The sequence below is a fragment of the Streptomyces sp. NPDC088197 genome (assembly GCF_044741185.1).
Lineage (GTDB): Bacteria > Actinomycetota > Actinomycetes > Streptomycetales > Streptomycetaceae > Actinacidiphila.
Genome location: NZ_JBIUSD010000021.1, coordinates 98,468 through 114,521, shown reverse-complemented (window position 1 = coordinate 114,521; position 16,054 = coordinate 98,468). Strand labels below are relative to the sequence as shown.

Annotated in this window: 14 protein-coding genes; 2 read left to right on the top strand and 12 right to left on the bottom strand. The window is 73.4% G+C overall.

Going from position 1 to position 16,054, the window contains the following annotated elements:
• Positions 1-267: 267 nt before the first annotated feature.
• From ACIOC1_RS32785 to rocD, 3 genes are all read right to left on the bottom strand, one after another.
• Positions 268-1,092, bottom strand: coding sequence for a hypothetical protein (locus tag ACIOC1_RS32785; protein WP_401857810.1), 825 nt, complete (start codon positions 1,090-1,092; stop codon positions 268-270).
• A 2-nt stretch (positions 1,093-1,094) separates the two neighbouring features.
• A complete protein-coding gene (locus ACIOC1_RS32780) occupies positions 1,095-2,333 on the bottom strand; it encodes a CoA transferase (protein ID WP_391046371.1) in 1,239 nt (412 codons plus the stop codon).
• 188 nt (positions 2,334-2,521) lie between these two features.
• Positions 2,522-3,730: an ornithine--oxo-acid transaminase gene (gene rocD / locus ACIOC1_RS32775; RefSeq protein WP_401857807.1), complete on the bottom strand. Its 1,209-nt coding sequence runs from the start codon at positions 3,728-3,730 to the stop codon at positions 2,522-2,524.
• 10 nt (positions 3,731-3,740) lie between these two features.
• On the opposite strand from rocD, the gene ACIOC1_RS32770 reads away from it, so the two are divergent.
• Entirely contained in the window at positions 3,741-3,929 is a 189-nt protein-coding gene (locus ACIOC1_RS32770; RefSeq protein ID WP_355332819.1) for an Lrp/AsnC ligand binding domain-containing protein, read from the top strand.
• Positions 3,930-3,933: 4 nt separating this feature from the next.
• On the opposite strand, the gene ACIOC1_RS32765 is transcribed toward ACIOC1_RS32770, so the two are convergent.
• The 3 genes from ACIOC1_RS32765 to ACIOC1_RS32755 are packed head-to-tail and all read right to left on the bottom strand — an operon-like array spanning position 3,934 to position 7,807.
• Positions 3,934-5,130: a M20 family metallopeptidase gene (locus tag ACIOC1_RS32765; RefSeq protein ID WP_401306876.1), complete on the bottom strand. Its 1,197-nt coding sequence runs from the start codon at positions 5,128-5,130 to the stop codon at positions 3,934-3,936.
• Complete coding sequence (locus ACIOC1_RS32760) at positions 5,127-6,704, bottom strand: hydantoinase/oxoprolinase N-terminal domain-containing protein (protein ID WP_391160967.1); 1,578 nt, start codon at positions 6,702-6,704, stop codon at positions 5,127-5,129. The genes ACIOC1_RS32765 and ACIOC1_RS32760 overlap by 4 nt, the downstream gene beginning before the upstream one ends.
• On the bottom strand, positions 6,701-7,807 hold the full coding sequence (locus tag ACIOC1_RS32755; RefSeq protein WP_391046362.1) for a DUF917 family protein: 1,107 nt from the start codon (positions 7,805-7,807) through the stop codon (positions 6,701-6,703). The genes ACIOC1_RS32760 and ACIOC1_RS32755 overlap by 4 nt, the downstream gene beginning before the upstream one ends.
• A gap of 74 nt (positions 7,808-7,881) precedes the next feature.
• Here ACIOC1_RS32755 and ACIOC1_RS32750 point away from each other — a divergent pair, with 74 nt between their 5' ends.
• On the top strand, positions 7,882-9,366 hold the full coding sequence (locus ACIOC1_RS32750; protein WP_355332829.1) for a helix-turn-helix domain-containing protein: 1,485 nt from the start codon (positions 7,882-7,884) through the stop codon (positions 9,364-9,366).
• 24 nt (positions 9,367-9,390) lie between these two features.
• Here the strand turns inward: ACIOC1_RS32750 and ACIOC1_RS32745 are convergent, their stop codons facing one another.
• From ACIOC1_RS32745 to ACIOC1_RS32720, 6 genes are read right to left on the bottom strand one after another with little or no spacing between them, the layout of a single operon-like run.
• Entirely contained in the window at positions 9,391-10,050 is a 660-nt protein-coding gene (locus ACIOC1_RS32745) for an FMN-binding negative transcriptional regulator (RefSeq protein ID WP_391046359.1), read from the bottom strand.
• The gene (locus tag ACIOC1_RS32740) at positions 10,043-10,909 is read right to left on the bottom strand and encodes an alpha/beta fold hydrolase (RefSeq protein ID WP_391046357.1); all 867 of its coding nucleotides are present in this window, start codon (positions 10,907-10,909) and stop codon (positions 10,043-10,045) included. The genes ACIOC1_RS32745 and ACIOC1_RS32740 overlap by 8 nt, the downstream gene beginning before the upstream one ends.
• 8 nt (positions 10,910-10,917) lie before the next feature.
• A complete protein-coding gene (locus tag ACIOC1_RS32735) occupies positions 10,918-12,399 on the bottom strand; it encodes an amidohydrolase family protein (protein ID WP_355332838.1) in 1,482 nt (493 codons plus the stop codon).
• A gap of 30 nt (positions 12,400-12,429) precedes the next feature.
• The gene (locus tag ACIOC1_RS32730) at positions 12,430-13,305 is read right to left on the bottom strand and encodes an ABC transporter ATP-binding protein (RefSeq protein WP_401857800.1); all 876 of its coding nucleotides are present in this window, start codon (positions 13,303-13,305) and stop codon (positions 12,430-12,432) included.
• Positions 13,302-15,011 carry a dipeptide/oligopeptide/nickel ABC transporter permease/ATP-binding protein gene (locus ACIOC1_RS32725; RefSeq protein ID WP_401857797.1) on the bottom strand — a complete coding sequence of 570 codons (1,710 nt, stop codon included), beginning with the start codon at positions 15,009-15,011 and terminating at the stop codon, positions 13,302-13,304. Before ACIOC1_RS32725 ends, ACIOC1_RS32730 begins: the two co-directional genes overlap by 4 nt.
• 2 nt (positions 15,012-15,013) lie before the next feature.
• The gene (locus ACIOC1_RS32720; protein WP_355332846.1) at positions 15,014-16,054 is read right to left on the bottom strand and encodes an ABC transporter permease; all 1,041 of its coding nucleotides are present in this window, start codon (positions 16,052-16,054) and stop codon (positions 15,014-15,016) included.

The following is a 16,054-nucleotide window of genomic DNA, read 5'->3' as shown; positions in this document are numbered from 1 at the left end:
CCTCCACACCTACAACCACCACCGCGCCCACACCGCACTCGGCGGCCAGCCACCCATCACCCGCGTCAACAACCCTCCAGGTCAATACACCTAGGGCGTGTCCGCAAAGTCTCGTCTGGCTGGCGGCGCCTGGCACGCACGCTCGCCGCGTTGTCGGGCTCATCCGAATAGGCCCACTATGAGGACGACCCTCCGCCTTGCGATCGCACGCACCAGCCACCGCCAGCCCCGCCCTCCGGGCGGACGACGCGCCTTCGCGGACACGCCCTAGCCCGCGTCCGTACGCACCCGGCCCCGGGCGAGTACGCGATGGTCGGCGTCCAGGGCGCGGACCCGTACGCCGTCGGCGTCCTCGCGGCCGACCAGGGTCACCGGCCGGTCGACGAACGCGGGCGAGACCGAGCGCATCGAGAACTCGCGGACCGTGCGGCCGGGCAGTGAGCGCGTCGCGAAGTCGAGCAGGAGCATGCGCATCAGGGGGCCGTGCACCAGCAGGTCGGGCAGGCCCTCGACGTCCTGCGCCCAGGCCCGGTCGTAGTGCACCCGGTGGGTGTTGAAGGTCAGCGCCGAGTACCGGAAGAGCTGCCGGCTGTCCAGGGTCGCCCGCCGCGACCAGTCCCACTGCTCGGCCTCGCCCGCGGGTACGTCGGCGGGCGCGGCGGCGGGGTCGCTCGCGGGCAGGAACACGTCGTGCCAGGTGCTCGTGACCGCGACCGCGCCGTCCACCAGGTAGCTCCGCTCGATGTCGGCGAAGACCAGCTCCCCCGCCCGGCCGCGCTTGCGGGTCACGGCGCCGAGCGCGGTGCGCTGCTCGACCGTGTCGCCGTAGCGCAGGGGCCGCAGGAAGCGGGTGTCCTCACCGGCGTACATGCGCCGGGGCAGGCCGGGGTCGGGCACCGTGCCGTCGCCGCCGGGCGAGCCGTCGGGGCGCAGGTCGGCGAAGGCCGCGTCGAAGGGGAAGTAGATCCCCTCCCAGCCCGGGGGCAGCGGCTCGCCGGGGACCGGCTCAGGGGCGCTGGGCGCGAAGGTGGAGCGATACGCGGCGGCGGGCCCGGTCAGCAACGGCTCGCCGCGGAAGGTCTCCTGACCCATCGTCAGATCACCTTCGCCGCGCGCAGCTCTTCGATCCGCGCCCGGTCGTAGCCCGCGAAGCGGCGCAGCACCTCGTCGGTGTGCTCCCCCACCTTGTTGGCCGGTCGCCCCGGCACGGCGGGGGTGGCGCTGAGCTTGATGGGCGAGCCGAACATCCGCAGCGCGCCCAGCGGGCCGTAGTCGGCCTCGACGATCATGTCCCGCTCGGCGGTGCCCGGGTCCTCGACGACCTCCCCGATGTCGCGGACGGCCGTCAGCGGGATGACGTCGCCCGCGAGGTCTTCGAGTTCCTGCCGGGTCCGCCCGGCGAACCAGCCGGTGACCAGCGGCTTCACCCGGCGGTCGTACGTCTCCTTGTCGAAGCGTTTGCGCATCGTGTCGATCTCGGGGTCCGTGGCCGCCTCCGGTGTACCGAACAGCGCGCAACTGGCCGCCCAGAGCCTGTCGGTGTAGCCGCCGAAGAACACCTGCCCGTCGGCGCACGGGAACAGCTCGTACGGCCTGACCCAGGCGTGCTCGTTCCCGGCCGGTGCCGCGACCTTCCGGTCGACGGTGTAGTCGACGACGGCCGTCTCGGTCATGGCGACGACGCTGTCGACCTGGGCGACGTCGACCAGTTGGCCGACGCCGGTGCTCTCGGCGTGCCGCAGGGCGGCCAGGGTGCCGATGACGGCGAACATCGTGGCCGACAGGTCCCCGATGGTGACGCCCACCCGCACCGGCGGGGTGTCGGGGTAGCCGTTCATCGACCACAGGCCGCCCGCGGCCTGCGCGGTGCTGTCGAAGGCCGGACGGCGGCGACGGCTGCCCGTCTGGCCGTAGCCGGAGATGGCCGTGTACACCAGCCGGGGGTTGATCCCGGCCAGCACCTCGTAGCCCAGGCCGAGCTTGTCCATGGTGCCGGGCCGGAAGTTCTCGACGAGGACGTCGGCGTGGGCGACCAGGTCCTTGAGGGCCTGCTTGCCTTCGTCACGGGCCAGGTCGAGGCAGACACCGAGCTTGCCGCGGTTGTACTGGCCGTAGTACCCGCTGAACTCCTCGTCGCCCGAGCGCAGGTACGGCGGGAAGCCGCGCGAGACATCGGGGTTCGCGGGGTTCTCGACCTTGATGACGGTCGCGCCGAGGTCGGCCAGCGTCTGCGCGGCGTACGGTCCCGCCAGGACGTGGGACAGGTCGACGACGACCACTCCGGTCAGTGCGGCCCTGCCGTCGGCGCCGGTCTCCGGCTGGTCCCTGTGCATCGCGCACCCCTGCCTCTTCGTTCTCGTCGGCTCCGCCGCGTGGACACGGCCCGCGTGCCGTATGTCTGTTTCCGCCTCTGCGCCGCACGATAGCCGTGGCGCCGACCGGCGGCGATGGGCCCACCGTCCATCACCACCGCCGGATCCTGGGCCCTCGTCACTGCCGTCCCGTGGACGGCGGAACCCGCTTACGCCAGTGCCCGCAGGACGTCGGCGAGCTGGGCGACGCCCCAGGACAGCTCGCTCGGCTCGATCACCAGGGGAGGCGAGAGCCGCACGGTGGAGCCGTGGGTGTCCTTCGCGAGGACACCGCGCCGGGCCAGTTCCTCGCAGACGGTACGGCCGGTGGCGAGCGCGGGGTCGACGTCGATCCCCGCCCACAGCCCGATGGTCCGGACCGAGACCAGCCCCTGGCCGACCAACGGCGTCAGCTCGTCGCGCAGTCGCGCCCCCAGGGTCCGGGCGCGCTCCTGGTACTCCCCGGTCCTCAGCAGGCCGACGACGGCGGTCCCGATCCGGCAGGCCAGCGGGTTGCCGCCGAAGGTCGAGCCGTGCTGCCCCGGGCGCAGGACACCGAGGATGTCGCTGTCGGCGACCACCGCGGACGCGGGGACGATGCCGCCGCCGAGCGCCTTGCCCAGGATGTAGACGTCGGGCGTCACTCCGACGTGGTCGCAGGCGAAGGTCTCCCCCGTGCGCCCCAGGCCCGACTGGATCTCGTCGGCGAGGAACAGGACGCCCCGCTCGTCACAGATCCGGCGCACCGCGGGCAGATAGCCCGCGTCGGGGATGATCACACCGGCCTCGCCCTGCACCGGCTCCAGCAGCACGGCGGCGGTGTCGGGGGTGATCGCCGCTTCCAGGGCCGCGGCGTCGTTGTAGGGCACCGTCACGAAGCCCGGGGTGAACGGTCCGAATCCGTTCCTGGCGTCGGGGTCGTCGGAGAAGCCGACGACGGTGGTCGTCCGGCCGTGGAAGTTGCCGGAGGCCACGATGATCTCGGCCCGGTTCTCGCGGACGCCCTTGACCTCGTAGGCCCACTTCCTGGCGACCTTGATGGCGGTCTCGACGGCCTCCCCGCCGGTGTTCATCGGCACCATCATGTCCTTGCCGGCCAGGTCGCAGAGGGCCGCGGCGTACCGCTCCATCTCGGTGTGGTCGTAGGCGCGGCTGATCAGGGTCATGGCCGCGAGCTGGTCGTGGGCCGCCGCGAGCAGGGTGGGGTTGCCGTGGCCGAAGTTCATCGCGGAGTAGGCGCTGAGCATGTCGAGGAAGCGGCTGCCCGAGGCGTCCGTGACCCAGACGCCCCGCGCGGACTCGGCCCGCACCGGAAGGGGCGCGTAGTTGTTGGCGAGACGGCTCACCCGGCGCTGCGGAACGGTGGTTTCTGCGTGCACAATGTCCTCCTTGAACGTTTGTTTCGAACGTGTCGGGGTGTGGAACGTGTCGGGGGACGCGGACGCCCTGGTCCGTGTCCTGGCGGGCTCCATCGCGGAGTCGGAGGACACCATCGAGCAGATCCGCCGCACCGACCGGCTCTACCGGACCCGGAGCGCGATCGTCCTCTCGCGCCTGTTCGAGCGCGCGCTCGGCTGAGCGGTCACCGCGGGCGCGGCGCCCCTCGGCCCGCGAGGCGGCGCCATGCCAGTTCCGCCAGGAGCGCCGCGTGTTCGTCGAGGCGGGAGTCGTCGAAGACCGCCCGATCGGAGTGCATCGGACCGCTCGTACCGTCCTCGGGCCGTACGCCGAGGAAGACCAGCGTGCCGGGCACCTTTTCAAGGACGTAGGCGAAGTCCTCAGAGGCCATGCCGGGGAACGGCAGGCGCACCACCCGGTCGCCGTAGCGCTCGTCGAGCACCGCGAGCACCCGCTCGGTCTCTGCCGGGTCGTTGACCGTCACCGGGTACGACTCGACGTACTCGGTGTCGACCGCGCAGCCGTGCGCCTCGCCGAGCGCGACGGCCAGCGCCGGGAGTTCGTCACGCACCAGCGCGAGCGTCGCGGGTGACAGGGCGCGGATGTTCGCCTCCAGGCTGACGGAGGCGGCGAGGACGTTGCCCGCGGCGGAGTCGGAGGAGACACGGGTCACCGAGACCACGGCCGGGTCGGCGACCGGTATCCGGCGCGCCACGAAGGACTGCGTCGCGAGGATGATCTCGGCCGCGACCGGGACCGGGTCGAACCCGTGGTGGGGGTAGGCGGCGTGGCCCCCGGTCCCGGTCACCCGGATGTGCAGCGCGCTGACGCTCGACATCATCGGACCCGGCCGGGTGACCGCCCGGCCCTTCGGCGTCACGCAGTCGACATGGACGGCGTACGCGGCGACCGGGCGCTCGCCCGCCGCGTCCAGGACGCCTTCCTCGATCATCAGCCGACCGCCCGCGTATCCCTCCTCGCCGGGCTGGAACATGAACACGACGGTGCCGGGCAGCTGCGCGCGGCGGGCCGCGAGGAGCCGGGCGGCGCCGACCAGGCCCGCCATGTGCAGGTCGTGGCCGCAGGCGTGCATGGCGCCGTTGGCCGCCGCGAACGGCAGGCCGGTGGCCTCCAGGACCGGCAGGGCGTCCATGTCGGAGCGCAGCAGGACGACGGGGCCCGGCCGGCCGCCGCGCAGCACGGCCGTCACCGACGTCAGACCGTCCCCGGTGGTGATCTCCAGGCCGAGGCCGTCCAGCGCGGTGAGGACCGCCGCCTGCGTCCGGGGCAGGTCGAGGCCGACCTCGGGGTGGGCGTGCAGCGCGCGGCGCAGCGCCACAAGGTCGGCGAGCGCCGCGTCACCCGCGGTGAACCCCGTCACCGCGCCGCGGCCCGTTCGCCGAGCCGCGCCAGCGGTCCCGCGGCCTTGACCGACACTTCCACGGTCGGCCGGTCGCTGTAGGGGACGGGGGTCTCCAGCACGTCGACGACGGCCACTTCCAGCGGGTCGGCGCCCGCCTGGATCGCCTTGGCGATCGCGGCCTCCGACGCCTGGGCGATGGCCGCCTCCCGGTCCTCCAGCGGGCTGATCTGGTCGGCGCGGCCTCCGGCGAGCGAGATCGCGGCGCCCACCGCGTTCGCCACGTCGCCGTGGTCGGGCCGCACGATGGGACCGGCGCCCGGCAGGTCGTCGGGTACGAGGAAGCCGCCGCCGCCGACCACCACGAGCGGCAGGTCGGCGCGGCCGAGGGAGAGCCGTTCCACGGCTTCCTCGATCAGCACGTGCGCGCGCTCCAGGGCGGCGCGCAGCGCCTGCTCGTTGGCGGCCGTCTGGGCGGGGAGGGTCCGTCCGGCGATCGAGGCGCCCGCGAGGGCCGCCGCGTCGGTCAGGGTCGGCGTCCGGCCGCCGAAGAGCAGGCCCTCCGTCGCGATCCGGTAGCCCACCGAGCCCGGTCCGACGGCGCCGGTGACCGGGTCGATGGTCGTACCGCCGCCCACGCCGAGGCTGAGGATGTCGGGCATCCGGAAGTTGGTCCGTACGCCGCCGATCTCGCGGGGCAGCGTGGACTCGCGGGGGAATCCGTTCACCACGACGCCCAGGTCCGAGGTGGTGCCGCCGACGTCGATGACGATCGCGTTGGTGGCGCCGGAGAGGTAGGCCGCGCCGCGGATGGAGTTCGCGGGGCCGGAGCCGATGGTGAGCACCGGGTACCGGGCGGCGTAGTCCAGCGACATCAGCGTGCCGTCGTTCTGCGCGAAGAAGGTGACGGCGTCGAGCCCTTCCTCGTCGACGACCGTCACCAGGGCCTCGGTGACCGAGCGGGCCACGCTGTGCAGCGCCGCGTTGAGGACGGTGGCGTTCTCCCGCTCCAGCAGACCGGTGGGACCGATGTCGTGGCTGAGGAAGACGCGCGCGTCGGGGCCGAGGTGGGCGCGGAGCAGTTCGGCGACCTCGAGTTCCTGGTCCGGCATCGAGGGGCTGAAGATGCCGGTCACGGCGACGGCGTCGAAGTGGTCGAGGCCGTCGAGGAAGCGCAGGATGGCGTCCCGGTCCAGCGGCGCGATCGGCGTGCCGTCGACCATGTGGCCGCCGCCGACCATCGCGGACCCGGCCAGGATGAGCCCGGCGAGATCGCCCGGCCAGCCGAGCAGCGGCGGGTACTCGGTCGCCGCCGGGGCGCCGAGCCGGATGGTCGCCACCCGGTCGAGCTGCCGCCGGGCGACGATCGCGTTGGTGGCGTGCGTGGTGCCGAGCATGACCCGTGAGACCCGTGACCGGTCCTCGCCGAGCGCTGTGAGCACATGGGCGATTCCGGCCCTGATGCCGCCGGTGACGTCGTCGGTCGTCGCCTGCTTGGTGTGGGCGAGCACGGTGCCGGTGCTGTCGATGGCGACGGCGTCGGTGTTGGTGCCGCCGACGTCGACGCCGATGGAGAGATCGCGCGTGGCCGTCATCGGGTGCTTCCTTCGAAGGGGGTGTAGGTCAGCTCGTATCCGAACGCCCGCGGTCCGGCCAGTTCCAGGCCGCGCGGTGTCCGCCAGATCGGGTCGCAGGCCCAGGCGAGTACGGAGACGCGCTGGCCGTACCGCAGCATCTCGGTGGTGATCGCGTGGCCGGTCTCGGCGTCGATGATGGTGACGTTGTCGGGGACGCTCACGAGCACTTCGCCGTCCTCCAGGACGACCAGGTTCTCGTTCTGGATCTCCAGGCGCTGGAGCCTGCCGCGGTCGGTGCCCGTACCGGCGATCGTCACGGAGCCGCGGGAGAAACCGCCGACGGTGCGGCGGTCGAGGTCGGTGATCTTGCCGGTGAGCAGGATCGAGCCGCCGAGCTCCGCGGCCACGGCGGCGACCGGCTCGGGTGAGGAGAGCAGGGCGTGGCCGACGCGGATGGCGGCGCTGACCGTGCCCTCGACGACGGCGCCCTTGGCCGTCTCGGCCGTGAGGGGGTAGTGCACGCCGAGGCAGATGGAGCCGCTGGCGACGGTGAGGGCGCGCGCGTGCCGCTCCAGCCAGTGCAGGTCGACGGTCTTGAGCACCGAGACGTTGCCGACCACGTCGCTCAGGACGGAGAAGTCGCACGGGACACCGGCGACGTTCATGGCGACCATCGCCGCGTCGGGGAAGGCCCGGCCCATGCCGTCGGCGTCGAGCAGCTTCAGCCCGAGGCGGGAGGCCCAGCCCACCGGCCCGACGCCGTTGCTGCCGCCGATCTCCGCTGCCATGAGGGCGGTGATGGGGCGGCCGGCGACGGCCTCGGCCTCGCGGACGAGGAGGTCGACCTGGCGGTTGGAGGAGAGCATCTCGATGCCCACGGTGGGTGCGCCGATGCCCGACATGAGGATCACCAGGTCGTCGGGGCCGAGATCGTCGACGGTGACCAGGGGCACCGGGCCGTTCGCGCGGAGCGCTTCCTCGGCGACGATCTGCGAGGTGTAGACCGCCCCGCCGCCCCCGGTGCCGAAGATCGCTGTGCCCGCGGCCAGCGCCGCGACGTCTGAGGCCGCGACGGCGGAGGCCCTGTGAGGGGCGGGCGCGTCGAGGGGTGTGTGAACCATGGGCCTCACGATATGGCGACGCCCTGACCGCACCTATGGCCCGAGAGTCCAGAGAATCGCGTCATACTGTGCTGATGGCACAACTGACCGTCTCCGACCTCGCCGCCCAGGGCGACCGCCTCGGCATCCGGCACCGCGCCGGGCCCGCGGACGGGCGCGCCGTCGTACGGGTGGACGTCTCGCCGCTCGACCTGCTGGGCACCGTGCCCGCCGGAACCCTCGTCATCGTTCCCGGCACCGAGCACCCGCCGCCGTACCGGCTGGACGTGGCGCTGCGTCAGGCGAGCGCGCGCGAGGTCGCGGGGCTCGTGTTCACGACCGAGCTGACCCTGCCCGACACCGCCAGGGTGCTCGCCGACCGCGGCGGTGTGCCGGTCTTCGCCGCTCCCGGCGCGCGGTCGGCCGATCTGGCCCTCGTGGTCGACCGGCTGCTGTCGGGCGGCGCGTCCGAGGCGATCATGCGGGCGACGCACGCCATCGAGAAGGCCACCGAGGCCGCGGCGGGACCGGACGGGACGCCCGAGCACATCCTCGCCGAGGCCAACCGCATGCTCGGCTCGGAGCTCGCCGTGGTGGAGGACGCCACCGTGACCTGGTCGGCGGCCGACGCGGTCTGCGTCGGCGAGGTGCCGATCGGGCGGCTCGTCGGGAACCGGTCGGACCCGGCGATGGCCATCGCCCTGCCCGTCGTCGCCTCGCTGCTGTCGCGGGCCGCACAGCGCCAGATCAGCGACCGTTTCGCGCCCACCCAGTCGCGTTCGGACCTCATCGTCGAACTGGTGCTCGCCGAGTCCCACCGGGTCGAGGGCTTCGTCGGCCAGGCCGCGATGCTCGGGCTCCCCCTCCAGCTCTCGCACGTCGCGGCCTGGCTGATCCCGACCGGCCTCGACAACCCCGAGGCGCGGGCTCCGCGCAGCGTGCAGCCCGCGCTTGAGCTGTTCGCGCTCCAACTGGTCGACGGCCGGGACGAGATGTGGCACGTCGCGTTCGTCCAGGACGACCTGCTCCTGGTCAGCACCGAGGAGCACGGCGCGGGCGACCACCAGCGGCGGCTGCGGGAGGTGGCCGTCCGGCTCCAGGAGTACGCGCGCGGCCTGACCGGGCACGGGTGGGAGTACACGCTCGGCCTCGGCACCCCGCAGACGGGGGCGGCGGGGCTGCGTTCGTCGGCCGCGGAGGCGCGGATCGCCGCCGGTTCCGCGATCGCGGCCGGGCGCCTCGGCAGCGTCGAACTGACGGACGTGACGGGCCTGCGCCGGGTGCTGCTCGACGTGTACGCCTCCCCGACCAGCCGCAGCCTGCTGGCGGACATCCTGCTGCCGCTGGACGCGCTCGGACCCGAGCGGGCGCACATCTCGGTGCAGACGCTGCTCGCCTATCTGTCGCACCGCAACTCCCTGGCCCACGCGGGCCGCGAGCTGAATCTGCACCCCAACGCCGTCGGCTACCGGCTCAAGCGGGTCCGCGACACGCTCCAGCTCGACCTCGACGACCCGGACACGCGCTTCGCGGTCGAACTCGCCTGCCGGGTGCGGCTGCTCGGCGCCAGCCGCCGCTGAGCGACGGCGCCGGGCACGGCGCGGTCAGTCGCGCACGGCGCGCATCCGCGCGGCAAGGCCGGGGTTCGCGTACGGGCCGTCCCCGTCGAGGGCCGCGAGGATGCGCGCGACGACCGGTTCTGGCTTGTCCTGGCTCATCTTCTCCTTGGTGACCGCGCGGGTGACCCGCATGCGGAAGCCGACCGTGCCGTGCACGATGCGCTGCGCGTAGGCGGCGTTCTCCGCCGTGCCGCGCATCAGGAACGGGTTGGGCACGGGCGCCTCGAAGTGGGCCACGAGCCGGTCGAGGACGGCCAGATTCTCCTCGTCGGAGAGGATGTCGGGCACGCCGTACAGGTGGGCGGCGGCGAAGTTCCAGGTGGGTACGGCGGTGGGCAGGTCGTACCAGCTCGGCGAGATGTAGCCGCTGGGGCCGTAGACGACCACGCACAGCTCCTGGGTGCCGAGCCGGTGCAGCGCCTCGTCGGGGCGGCCGACATGGCTGACCAGCACCAGTTCGCCGGGGGCCGTGGAGTCTTCTGGGGCGCCGGACTCCTCGGGCTCCTCGATCAGGAACGGGTAGTGCGAGACGACGGGCCCCGCGCCGTCGGCGCCGTTGGACACCATGGTCGCCCAGGGGTGTCCGCGCAGCAGGTCCGCGGCCCAGGCGAGGCCGCCGCCGGTGTACTCGGGGGTCTCACGCATGGTCGCTCCGCTCCGCTCGCGCCGCCGTGCGCGCGAACGCGCGGACGAAGTCGGGCCACAGCTCGCGCGGGATGTCGTGGCCCATCTCCTCGTAGAGGTGCACCTCGGCCCGCGGCATGATCTCCGCGAAGGCCAGCGCGGCCCGCCAGTGCAGGGACTGGTCGCCGCGCCCGTGGATGACCAGCGTCGGCACCGTGACCTCACGCAGGTCGTCGCGGCGCTCCAACGGGCCGCGCAGCATGGCGTTCCACTGCCGCACCAGGCCGTCGGGGCGGTAGACCCGGTCGTAGTAGCGGGCGCCGAGGGCGGCCGACTCCTCGGCGTCGAAGGGGAAGCCCGGCGACTGGTAGTTCCGCTGGCCGCCGACGAACATCTCGATGTAGGCCGCGCGGTCCAGCCGTTCGGGCGCCCGCGACACCGGCCGACCGTCCCCGTGCGTCCCGACCAGGAACTCCGGCTCGCTCGACGGCGAGGTCGACATCAGGCCCAGGCTCGCGACCCGTCCGGGGTGCTCGATCGCGACCAACTGCGCGATGTAGCCGCCCATCGACATACCGGCCAGGTGCGCGCGGCCGATGCCGAGGTGGTCGAGGAGCGCGACGACGTCGTCGGCCATGTCGGAGAGGTCGTACGTGGCGGCGAACTCGTCGGGTCCGCCGGTCTGCTGGGAGAGCCCGACGTCCCGGTTGTCCGGGCGTACGACGTAGAAGCCCGCGTCGGCCAACAGCGCCACGAACGCGTCGTGCCAGCCGATGAGTTGGGCGCCGCCGCCGTGCACGAGCACCAGCGGACGCCCGGCCGGGTCGCCGTCGGTCTCGTAATGGACCTCGATGCCGGCGGGGGTGATGAGGGTGGGCATCGGATCTCCTACAGGTTCGTCCAGGTGGGCCGGCCGCCCAGCACGGTGGCGGCGACCGGCAGGGTGCGCAGCGCTTCGGCGTCCAGCTCCAGCGGGTCCTCGTCGAGGACGACGAGGTCGGCCGGGTCACCGGCCGTCACGTCCATCCGACCGCGGGCGCTCGCGGACAGGGCCGCCTCGCGGGTGATCCGCTCGTCCGGGTGCCACGGCTCGCGGCCGTCGCGGCTGCGCGAGACGGCGGCGCTGATCGCCACCCACGGGTCGAGCGGCGAGACGGGCGCGTCGGAGCCGAGCGCGAGGGTCGCCCCCGCGTCCAGCAGCGAGCGGAACGCGAACGCCCGGTCGCTGCGGCCCGCCCAGTGCGTGTCGGCGACGTCGCGGTCGTCCATGGCGTGCTCGGGCTGCACGCTCGCGACCAGGCCGAGCCGGCCGAAGCGGGCGAAGTCGGCGGCGGACACGAGCTGGGCGTGCTCGACGGTGCCCGGTATGCCCAGGCGCTCGAAGGCGTCGATCACCTGGGTGTTGGCGCGGTCGCCGATGGCGTGGACGGCCGCCGCGATGCCCGCCGCGTCCGCGCGGGCGAGCAGTTCCCCGACCCGCTCGGGTGCGACGGACTGCACTCCGCACGGGTGCGGGTGGTCGGCGGGCAGCCCCGGATAGGGGTCCCAGCACAGCGCCGTACGGGTGTTGAGGGAGCCGTCGACCACGATCTTGAGCCGCCCCATGGTGATGAGCCCGCTCGGTTCGAGGAGGTCACCGGTCCGCAGGCCGCGGCCGATCGCGTCGTCGAGCCGGTCGGGCCACACCGACGCCTCCACGCGCAGCGCGGTCACTCCGGCGGCGACCCGCTCGGGCCAGAAGCGGGTGATGTCGGCGTTCTCGAAGTCCACGATCCCGACGACGCCCCTGGCCGCTGCGGCCTGGGCCGCGGCCCGGTGGTCGGCGGCCTCGGGCCGGTGGTCGCGGTCGAGGACGTCGAGCGTTCCGATCCACTCGGTCTCGCGCAGCACGCCGTCCTCGGGCGGGCGCACGCCGAGGCGGCGCGCGGCGGCGGAGTTGAGCCAGCCGCAGTGCAGGTCGCCGGAGACGAGCACCAGGCCGCGGTCGGCCGATATAGCGTCGAGGGCGGCCAGGCTCGGGGCGTCGGGCCACAGCGCGTCCCGGAAGCCGTAGCCGACCAGGAGGTCGGACGCGGTGGCGGCCAGCGCGTCGCGCATGATCGTGGCCGCGTGCGCGGCGGACGTGGCGGGGGCGAGGTCGACCCGGCGGCTGCGGATGACCCACTGGTCGAAGTGGGTGTGCGCGTCCCACAGGCCGGGGCGCACGAAGCGCCCGTCGAGGTCGAGGGCCGCCGCCGGGAGGTCGCCGCCGGTCGGCGCGACGCTCTCGATCAGGCCGTCGCGCAGCACGAGGTCCCACTGCCCCGGGGTGCGCGGGATGCGCGCGCGGCGCAGGACGAGGTCGGGCACGGGGCTCATGGGCGACCGCATCTCAGGTGTTCCTCCGGATCTCAGGGGTCTTCAGGGTCGAGGGGTGCCGTCGAGGTCGAGGCTGGTGTCGAGGTCGGGAGCAGCGTCGAGGTCGGCGGTGTCGTCGAGGGAAGCGTCGTCGAGGTCGTCGAGGTCGAGCGGCCTTCCCATCACGGGGATCGACCGCAGCAGTTCGCGGGTGTAGGGATCGGCGGGGTCGGCGAGCACGGCGTCGGTGGGCCCGTGCTCGACGACGCGGCCGGCCCGCATGACGGTGACCTCGTCGCTCACGTAGCGCACCACGGCGAGGTTGTGCGAGATGAACAGCATGGTCAGGTGGAGTTCGCTCTGGAGCTCGCGCAGCAGATTGAGGACCACGCCCTGGACGCTGACGTCGAGCGCCGAGGTGATCTCGTCGGCGACGAGTACGGCGGGTTCGGCCGCCAGCGCCCGCGCGATGGTGATCCGTTGCCGCTGGCCGCCGGAGAAGCGGGCCGGTCGGTCGCCCGCCCGGGACGGGTCGATGTGGACGAGGTCGAGCAGTTCGCGGACCCGTGCCTCCCGGTCGGTCCGGTTGAGCCGCCGCCCGGTGGCGAGCAGGCCCTCCGCGACGGAGACGCCCACGGGCATTCGCGGGTCGAGCGCCGCGAGCGGGTCCTGGAAGACCATCTGCACCCGGCGGCGGGCCAGTCTGGCCTCGCGCGAGCGGGCGGTGAGGTCGACGCCGTCGAGGCGTACGGTGCCCGCGTCGGCGCGCGCCAGTCCCACGGCGACCCGCGCCATGGTCGACTTGCCGGACCCCGACTCGCCGACGAGCCCGAGCGTCCGGCCGGAGCGGACGACGAGCGAGGCGTCGTCGACGGCCGTCTGGGCGGCCCGGCCGTGGCCGAAGCGCACCGTGACGTGGTCGAATTCGAGCGTGCTCACGCGGTCGCCTCCTCCTGTGTGGCGACGCCGACCACCGGCAGCGCGCGGGTCCTGTCGGTCGTCATGTCGGGCACGCAGGCGATCAGACCGCGCGTGTACGGGTGCCGCGCCTCGTCCAGCCGTCGCGCGTCCAGCCACTCGACCACCACGCCGTCCCGCATGACGGCGATGCGGTCGCAGAAGCCGCTCACCAGGGCGATGTCGTGGGAGATCAGCAGGATCGCGGCGCCGGTCCGCTCGCGGGCGTCGCGCAGCGCACGCATCACCTGCCGCTGCACCGTCACGTCCAGGGCGGTCGTGGGCTCGTCGGCGATGATCAGCCGGGGCGTCCCCATCAGGCCCATCGCGATCATGGCGCGCTGCCGCATGCCGCCGGAGAACTCGTGGGGCAGCTGCCGGATCCGCCGTTCCGGGTCGGGGATGCGCACCAGGGCGAGGGCGTCCAGGGCCCGCTTCGTCGCGGCGCCGCGCGCCACACCCGCGTGGATCTCGCTGGCCTCGGTGAGCTGCCGGCCGACGGTGAGGGCCGGGTTGAGCGAGGACAGCGGGTCCTGGAAGATCATCGCCTGTTCCAGGCCGAGCCTGCGGCGCTCGGCGGCCCTGGGCCGCCGTTCCATGTCGATGCCGCGGAAGACCAGGCGTTCGCTCTCCACCAGCGCCTCGGGGCCGAGCAGTCCGGCCAGGGCCATGGCGGTGACCGACTTGCCGGAGCCCGACTCGCCGACGATGCCGACGACCTCCCCCGGTCCGATCGTCAGGTCCACGCCGTGCACCCGCTGGACCAGGGAGCCGTCGTCGGCGCGGAAGGAGACCCGCAGGTTCTTCACCTCGGCGACGGCCTCGCCCTCGGCCGGGGTGACGCCCGCGCCGTCCGACCGGGGGCGTACGGCGTGCACGGTCCGGGCGCGGGACTGGCTGAGCACCTCGCCCAGCAGCGAGAACAGCACACCGGTGAGCACGATCGCGATGCCCGGCCCGATCGCCGCCATGGGCGCCGAGTAGATGCGCTTGGAGCCCTCGTTGAGCAGCCGTCCCCAGTCGTACTGCGTGGGTTGCACGCCCAGGCCGAGGAAGGACAGCGCGGCGAAGGAGAGCAGCGTGGCCGACGCGTGCGCGGCGATGTTGACGACCAGCGGCGGCAGGATGTTCGGCAGGACGTGCCGCCGCGCGGTGCGCAGCGGCGGGCTGCCGACCAGCCGCGCGGCGTGCACGTAGTCGGTGTTGGCGACCGACGAGGCGAGGGTGGAGACCAGGCGCGCGAAGACCGGGACGCCCGCGAAGCCGATCGCGAACATCGCGCCGCGCGCCGTCGCGCCCCAGATGACGGAGAAGAACAGCGCGAGCAGCAGCCACGGGAACGACAGCAGGATGTCGATGAAGGCGGTGACCAGGCGGCGCGGCGCGCGCGGCAGCACCGCGGCGACGATGCCGAGCACGACGCCGCCCGCGACGGAGATGCCCGCGGCGCCCAGGGTCAGCAGCACCGACAGGCGGGTGGCGACGACGGTGCGCGCGAACAGGTCGCGGCCGAGTTCGTCGGTGCCGAAGGGGTGGGACAGGCTGACCGGTGCCTGGCGGCCCGCGATGTTCCGGGTGGTGGCCGCGTGGTCGAACACGAAGGGGCCGACGACCGCGGCGAGCACGACGAGCGTGAGACCGGCGAGTACGGCGATGCCCTGCGGGGTGAGGAGGGTACGGCGCAGCATGGTCATGCCTCCGCGATCGTCGAGCGCGGGTCCAGGACCGCGATGGCGAGGTCCACGACGAGGTTCGCCCCGAGGACGAGCAGCGCGTACACGAGCACGATCCCCTGGATCAGCGGGTAGTCCTTGGCCGTGATCGAGGAGACGATCGTGGACCCGATGCCGGGCACGGTGAACACCGTCTCCACGAGCACGGTGCCCGCGACGAGTCCGACCAGCACCACGCCGCCCGCGGTGAGGGTGGCGGTGACGATGTTGGGCAGCGCGTGCCGCAGGTACAGCAGCCGGCCGGGCAGCCGCTTGCTGCGCGCGGTGGTCAGGTACGGGGCGTCCAGCACGCGCAGCATCTCGATGTGCACGATCCGGGCCAGGTAGGCCAGCGGCCCGATGGCCAGCGCGAGCACGGGCAGCACCGCCTGGCCGGGCGTGCCCCATCCCGCGGGCGGGAAGAGCGGCAGGCCGACGCCGAGGGTCGCGATGAGCAGCACCGCGAGCAGGAAGTTCGGGATCGCGATGAGGATGCCGAGCAGTCCCGACACCCCGAGGTCGAGGAAGCGGCGGCGACCGCTCCGGGCCGAGACCGCCGTGGCGACACCGATCGGGAACGCGCCGACGACGGCGACGAGGAAGGAGATCACGGCCAGCAGCAGCGTGGTGGGCAGCCGCTCGCCGAGGATCTGGGAGACCGGTCGCTGCGAGGTGATCGACGTACCCAGGTCGCCGTGCAGCAGCGCGGTGACGTAGTGGGTGAACTGGGCCCACAGCGACTGGTCGAGGCCGAGCTGCTGGCGCAGCGCGTTCACCGTCGACAGCGGGGCGGTGGGCCCCAGGGCCGCTCGTACCGGGTCGCCCGGCACGAGCTGGACCATGAAGAACGACGCCACCAGCACGACGGCGAACGAGATCGCCGCGCGACGCAGTCGTTGCAGGACGAATTCGAGCCTCGGCGATCCGGCCAGGAGCCGGGGGCGCCCGGCCCGAGCGGCGGCCGGTTCGGCCTGCTCGGGGGGCGCGGCGGTGGTGACCGCGTTCGAAGGGATCGTCAT

What these genes read in the sequence shown, in the direction of transcription:
- ACIOC1_RS32785 (WP_401857810.1), bottom strand. Translation starts at nt 1,092, where the DNA reads ATGGGTCAGGAGACCTTCCGCGGCGAGCCGTTGCTGACCGGGCCCGCC.
- ACIOC1_RS32780 (WP_391046371.1), bottom strand. Translation starts at nt 2,333, where the DNA reads ATGCACAGGGACCAGCCGGAGACCGGCGCCGACGGCAGGGCCGCACTG.
- ACIOC1_RS32760 (WP_391160967.1), bottom strand. Translation starts at nt 6,704, where the DNA reads ATGACGGCCACGCGCGATCTCTCCATCGGCGTCGACGTCGGCGGCACC.
- ACIOC1_RS32755 (WP_391046362.1), bottom strand. Translation starts at nt 7,807, where the DNA reads ATGGTTCACACACCCCTCGACGCGCCCGCCCCTCACAGGGCCTCCGCC.
- ACIOC1_RS32750 (WP_355332829.1), top strand. Translation starts at nt 7,882, where the DNA reads ATGGCACAACTGACCGTCTCCGACCTCGCCGCCCAGGGCGACCGCCTC.
- ACIOC1_RS32745 (WP_391046359.1), bottom strand. Translation starts at nt 10,050, where the DNA reads ATGCGTGAGACCCCCGAGTACACCGGCGGCGGCCTCGCCTGGGCCGCG.
- ACIOC1_RS32740 (WP_391046357.1), bottom strand. Translation starts at nt 10,909, where the DNA reads ATGCCCACCCTCATCACCCCCGCCGGCATCGAGGTCCATTACGAGACC.
- ACIOC1_RS32735 (WP_355332838.1), bottom strand. Translation starts at nt 12,399, where the DNA reads ATGCGGTCGCCCATGAGCCCCGTGCCCGACCTCGTCCTGCGCCGCGCG.
- ACIOC1_RS32725 (WP_401857797.1), bottom strand. Translation starts at nt 15,011, where the DNA reads ATGCTGCGCCGTACCCTCCTCACCCCGCAGGGCATCGCCGTACTCGCC.
- ACIOC1_RS32720 (WP_355332846.1), bottom strand. Translation starts at nt 16,054, where the DNA reads ATGACGATCCCTTCGAACGCGGTCACCACCGCCGCGCCCCCCGAGCAG.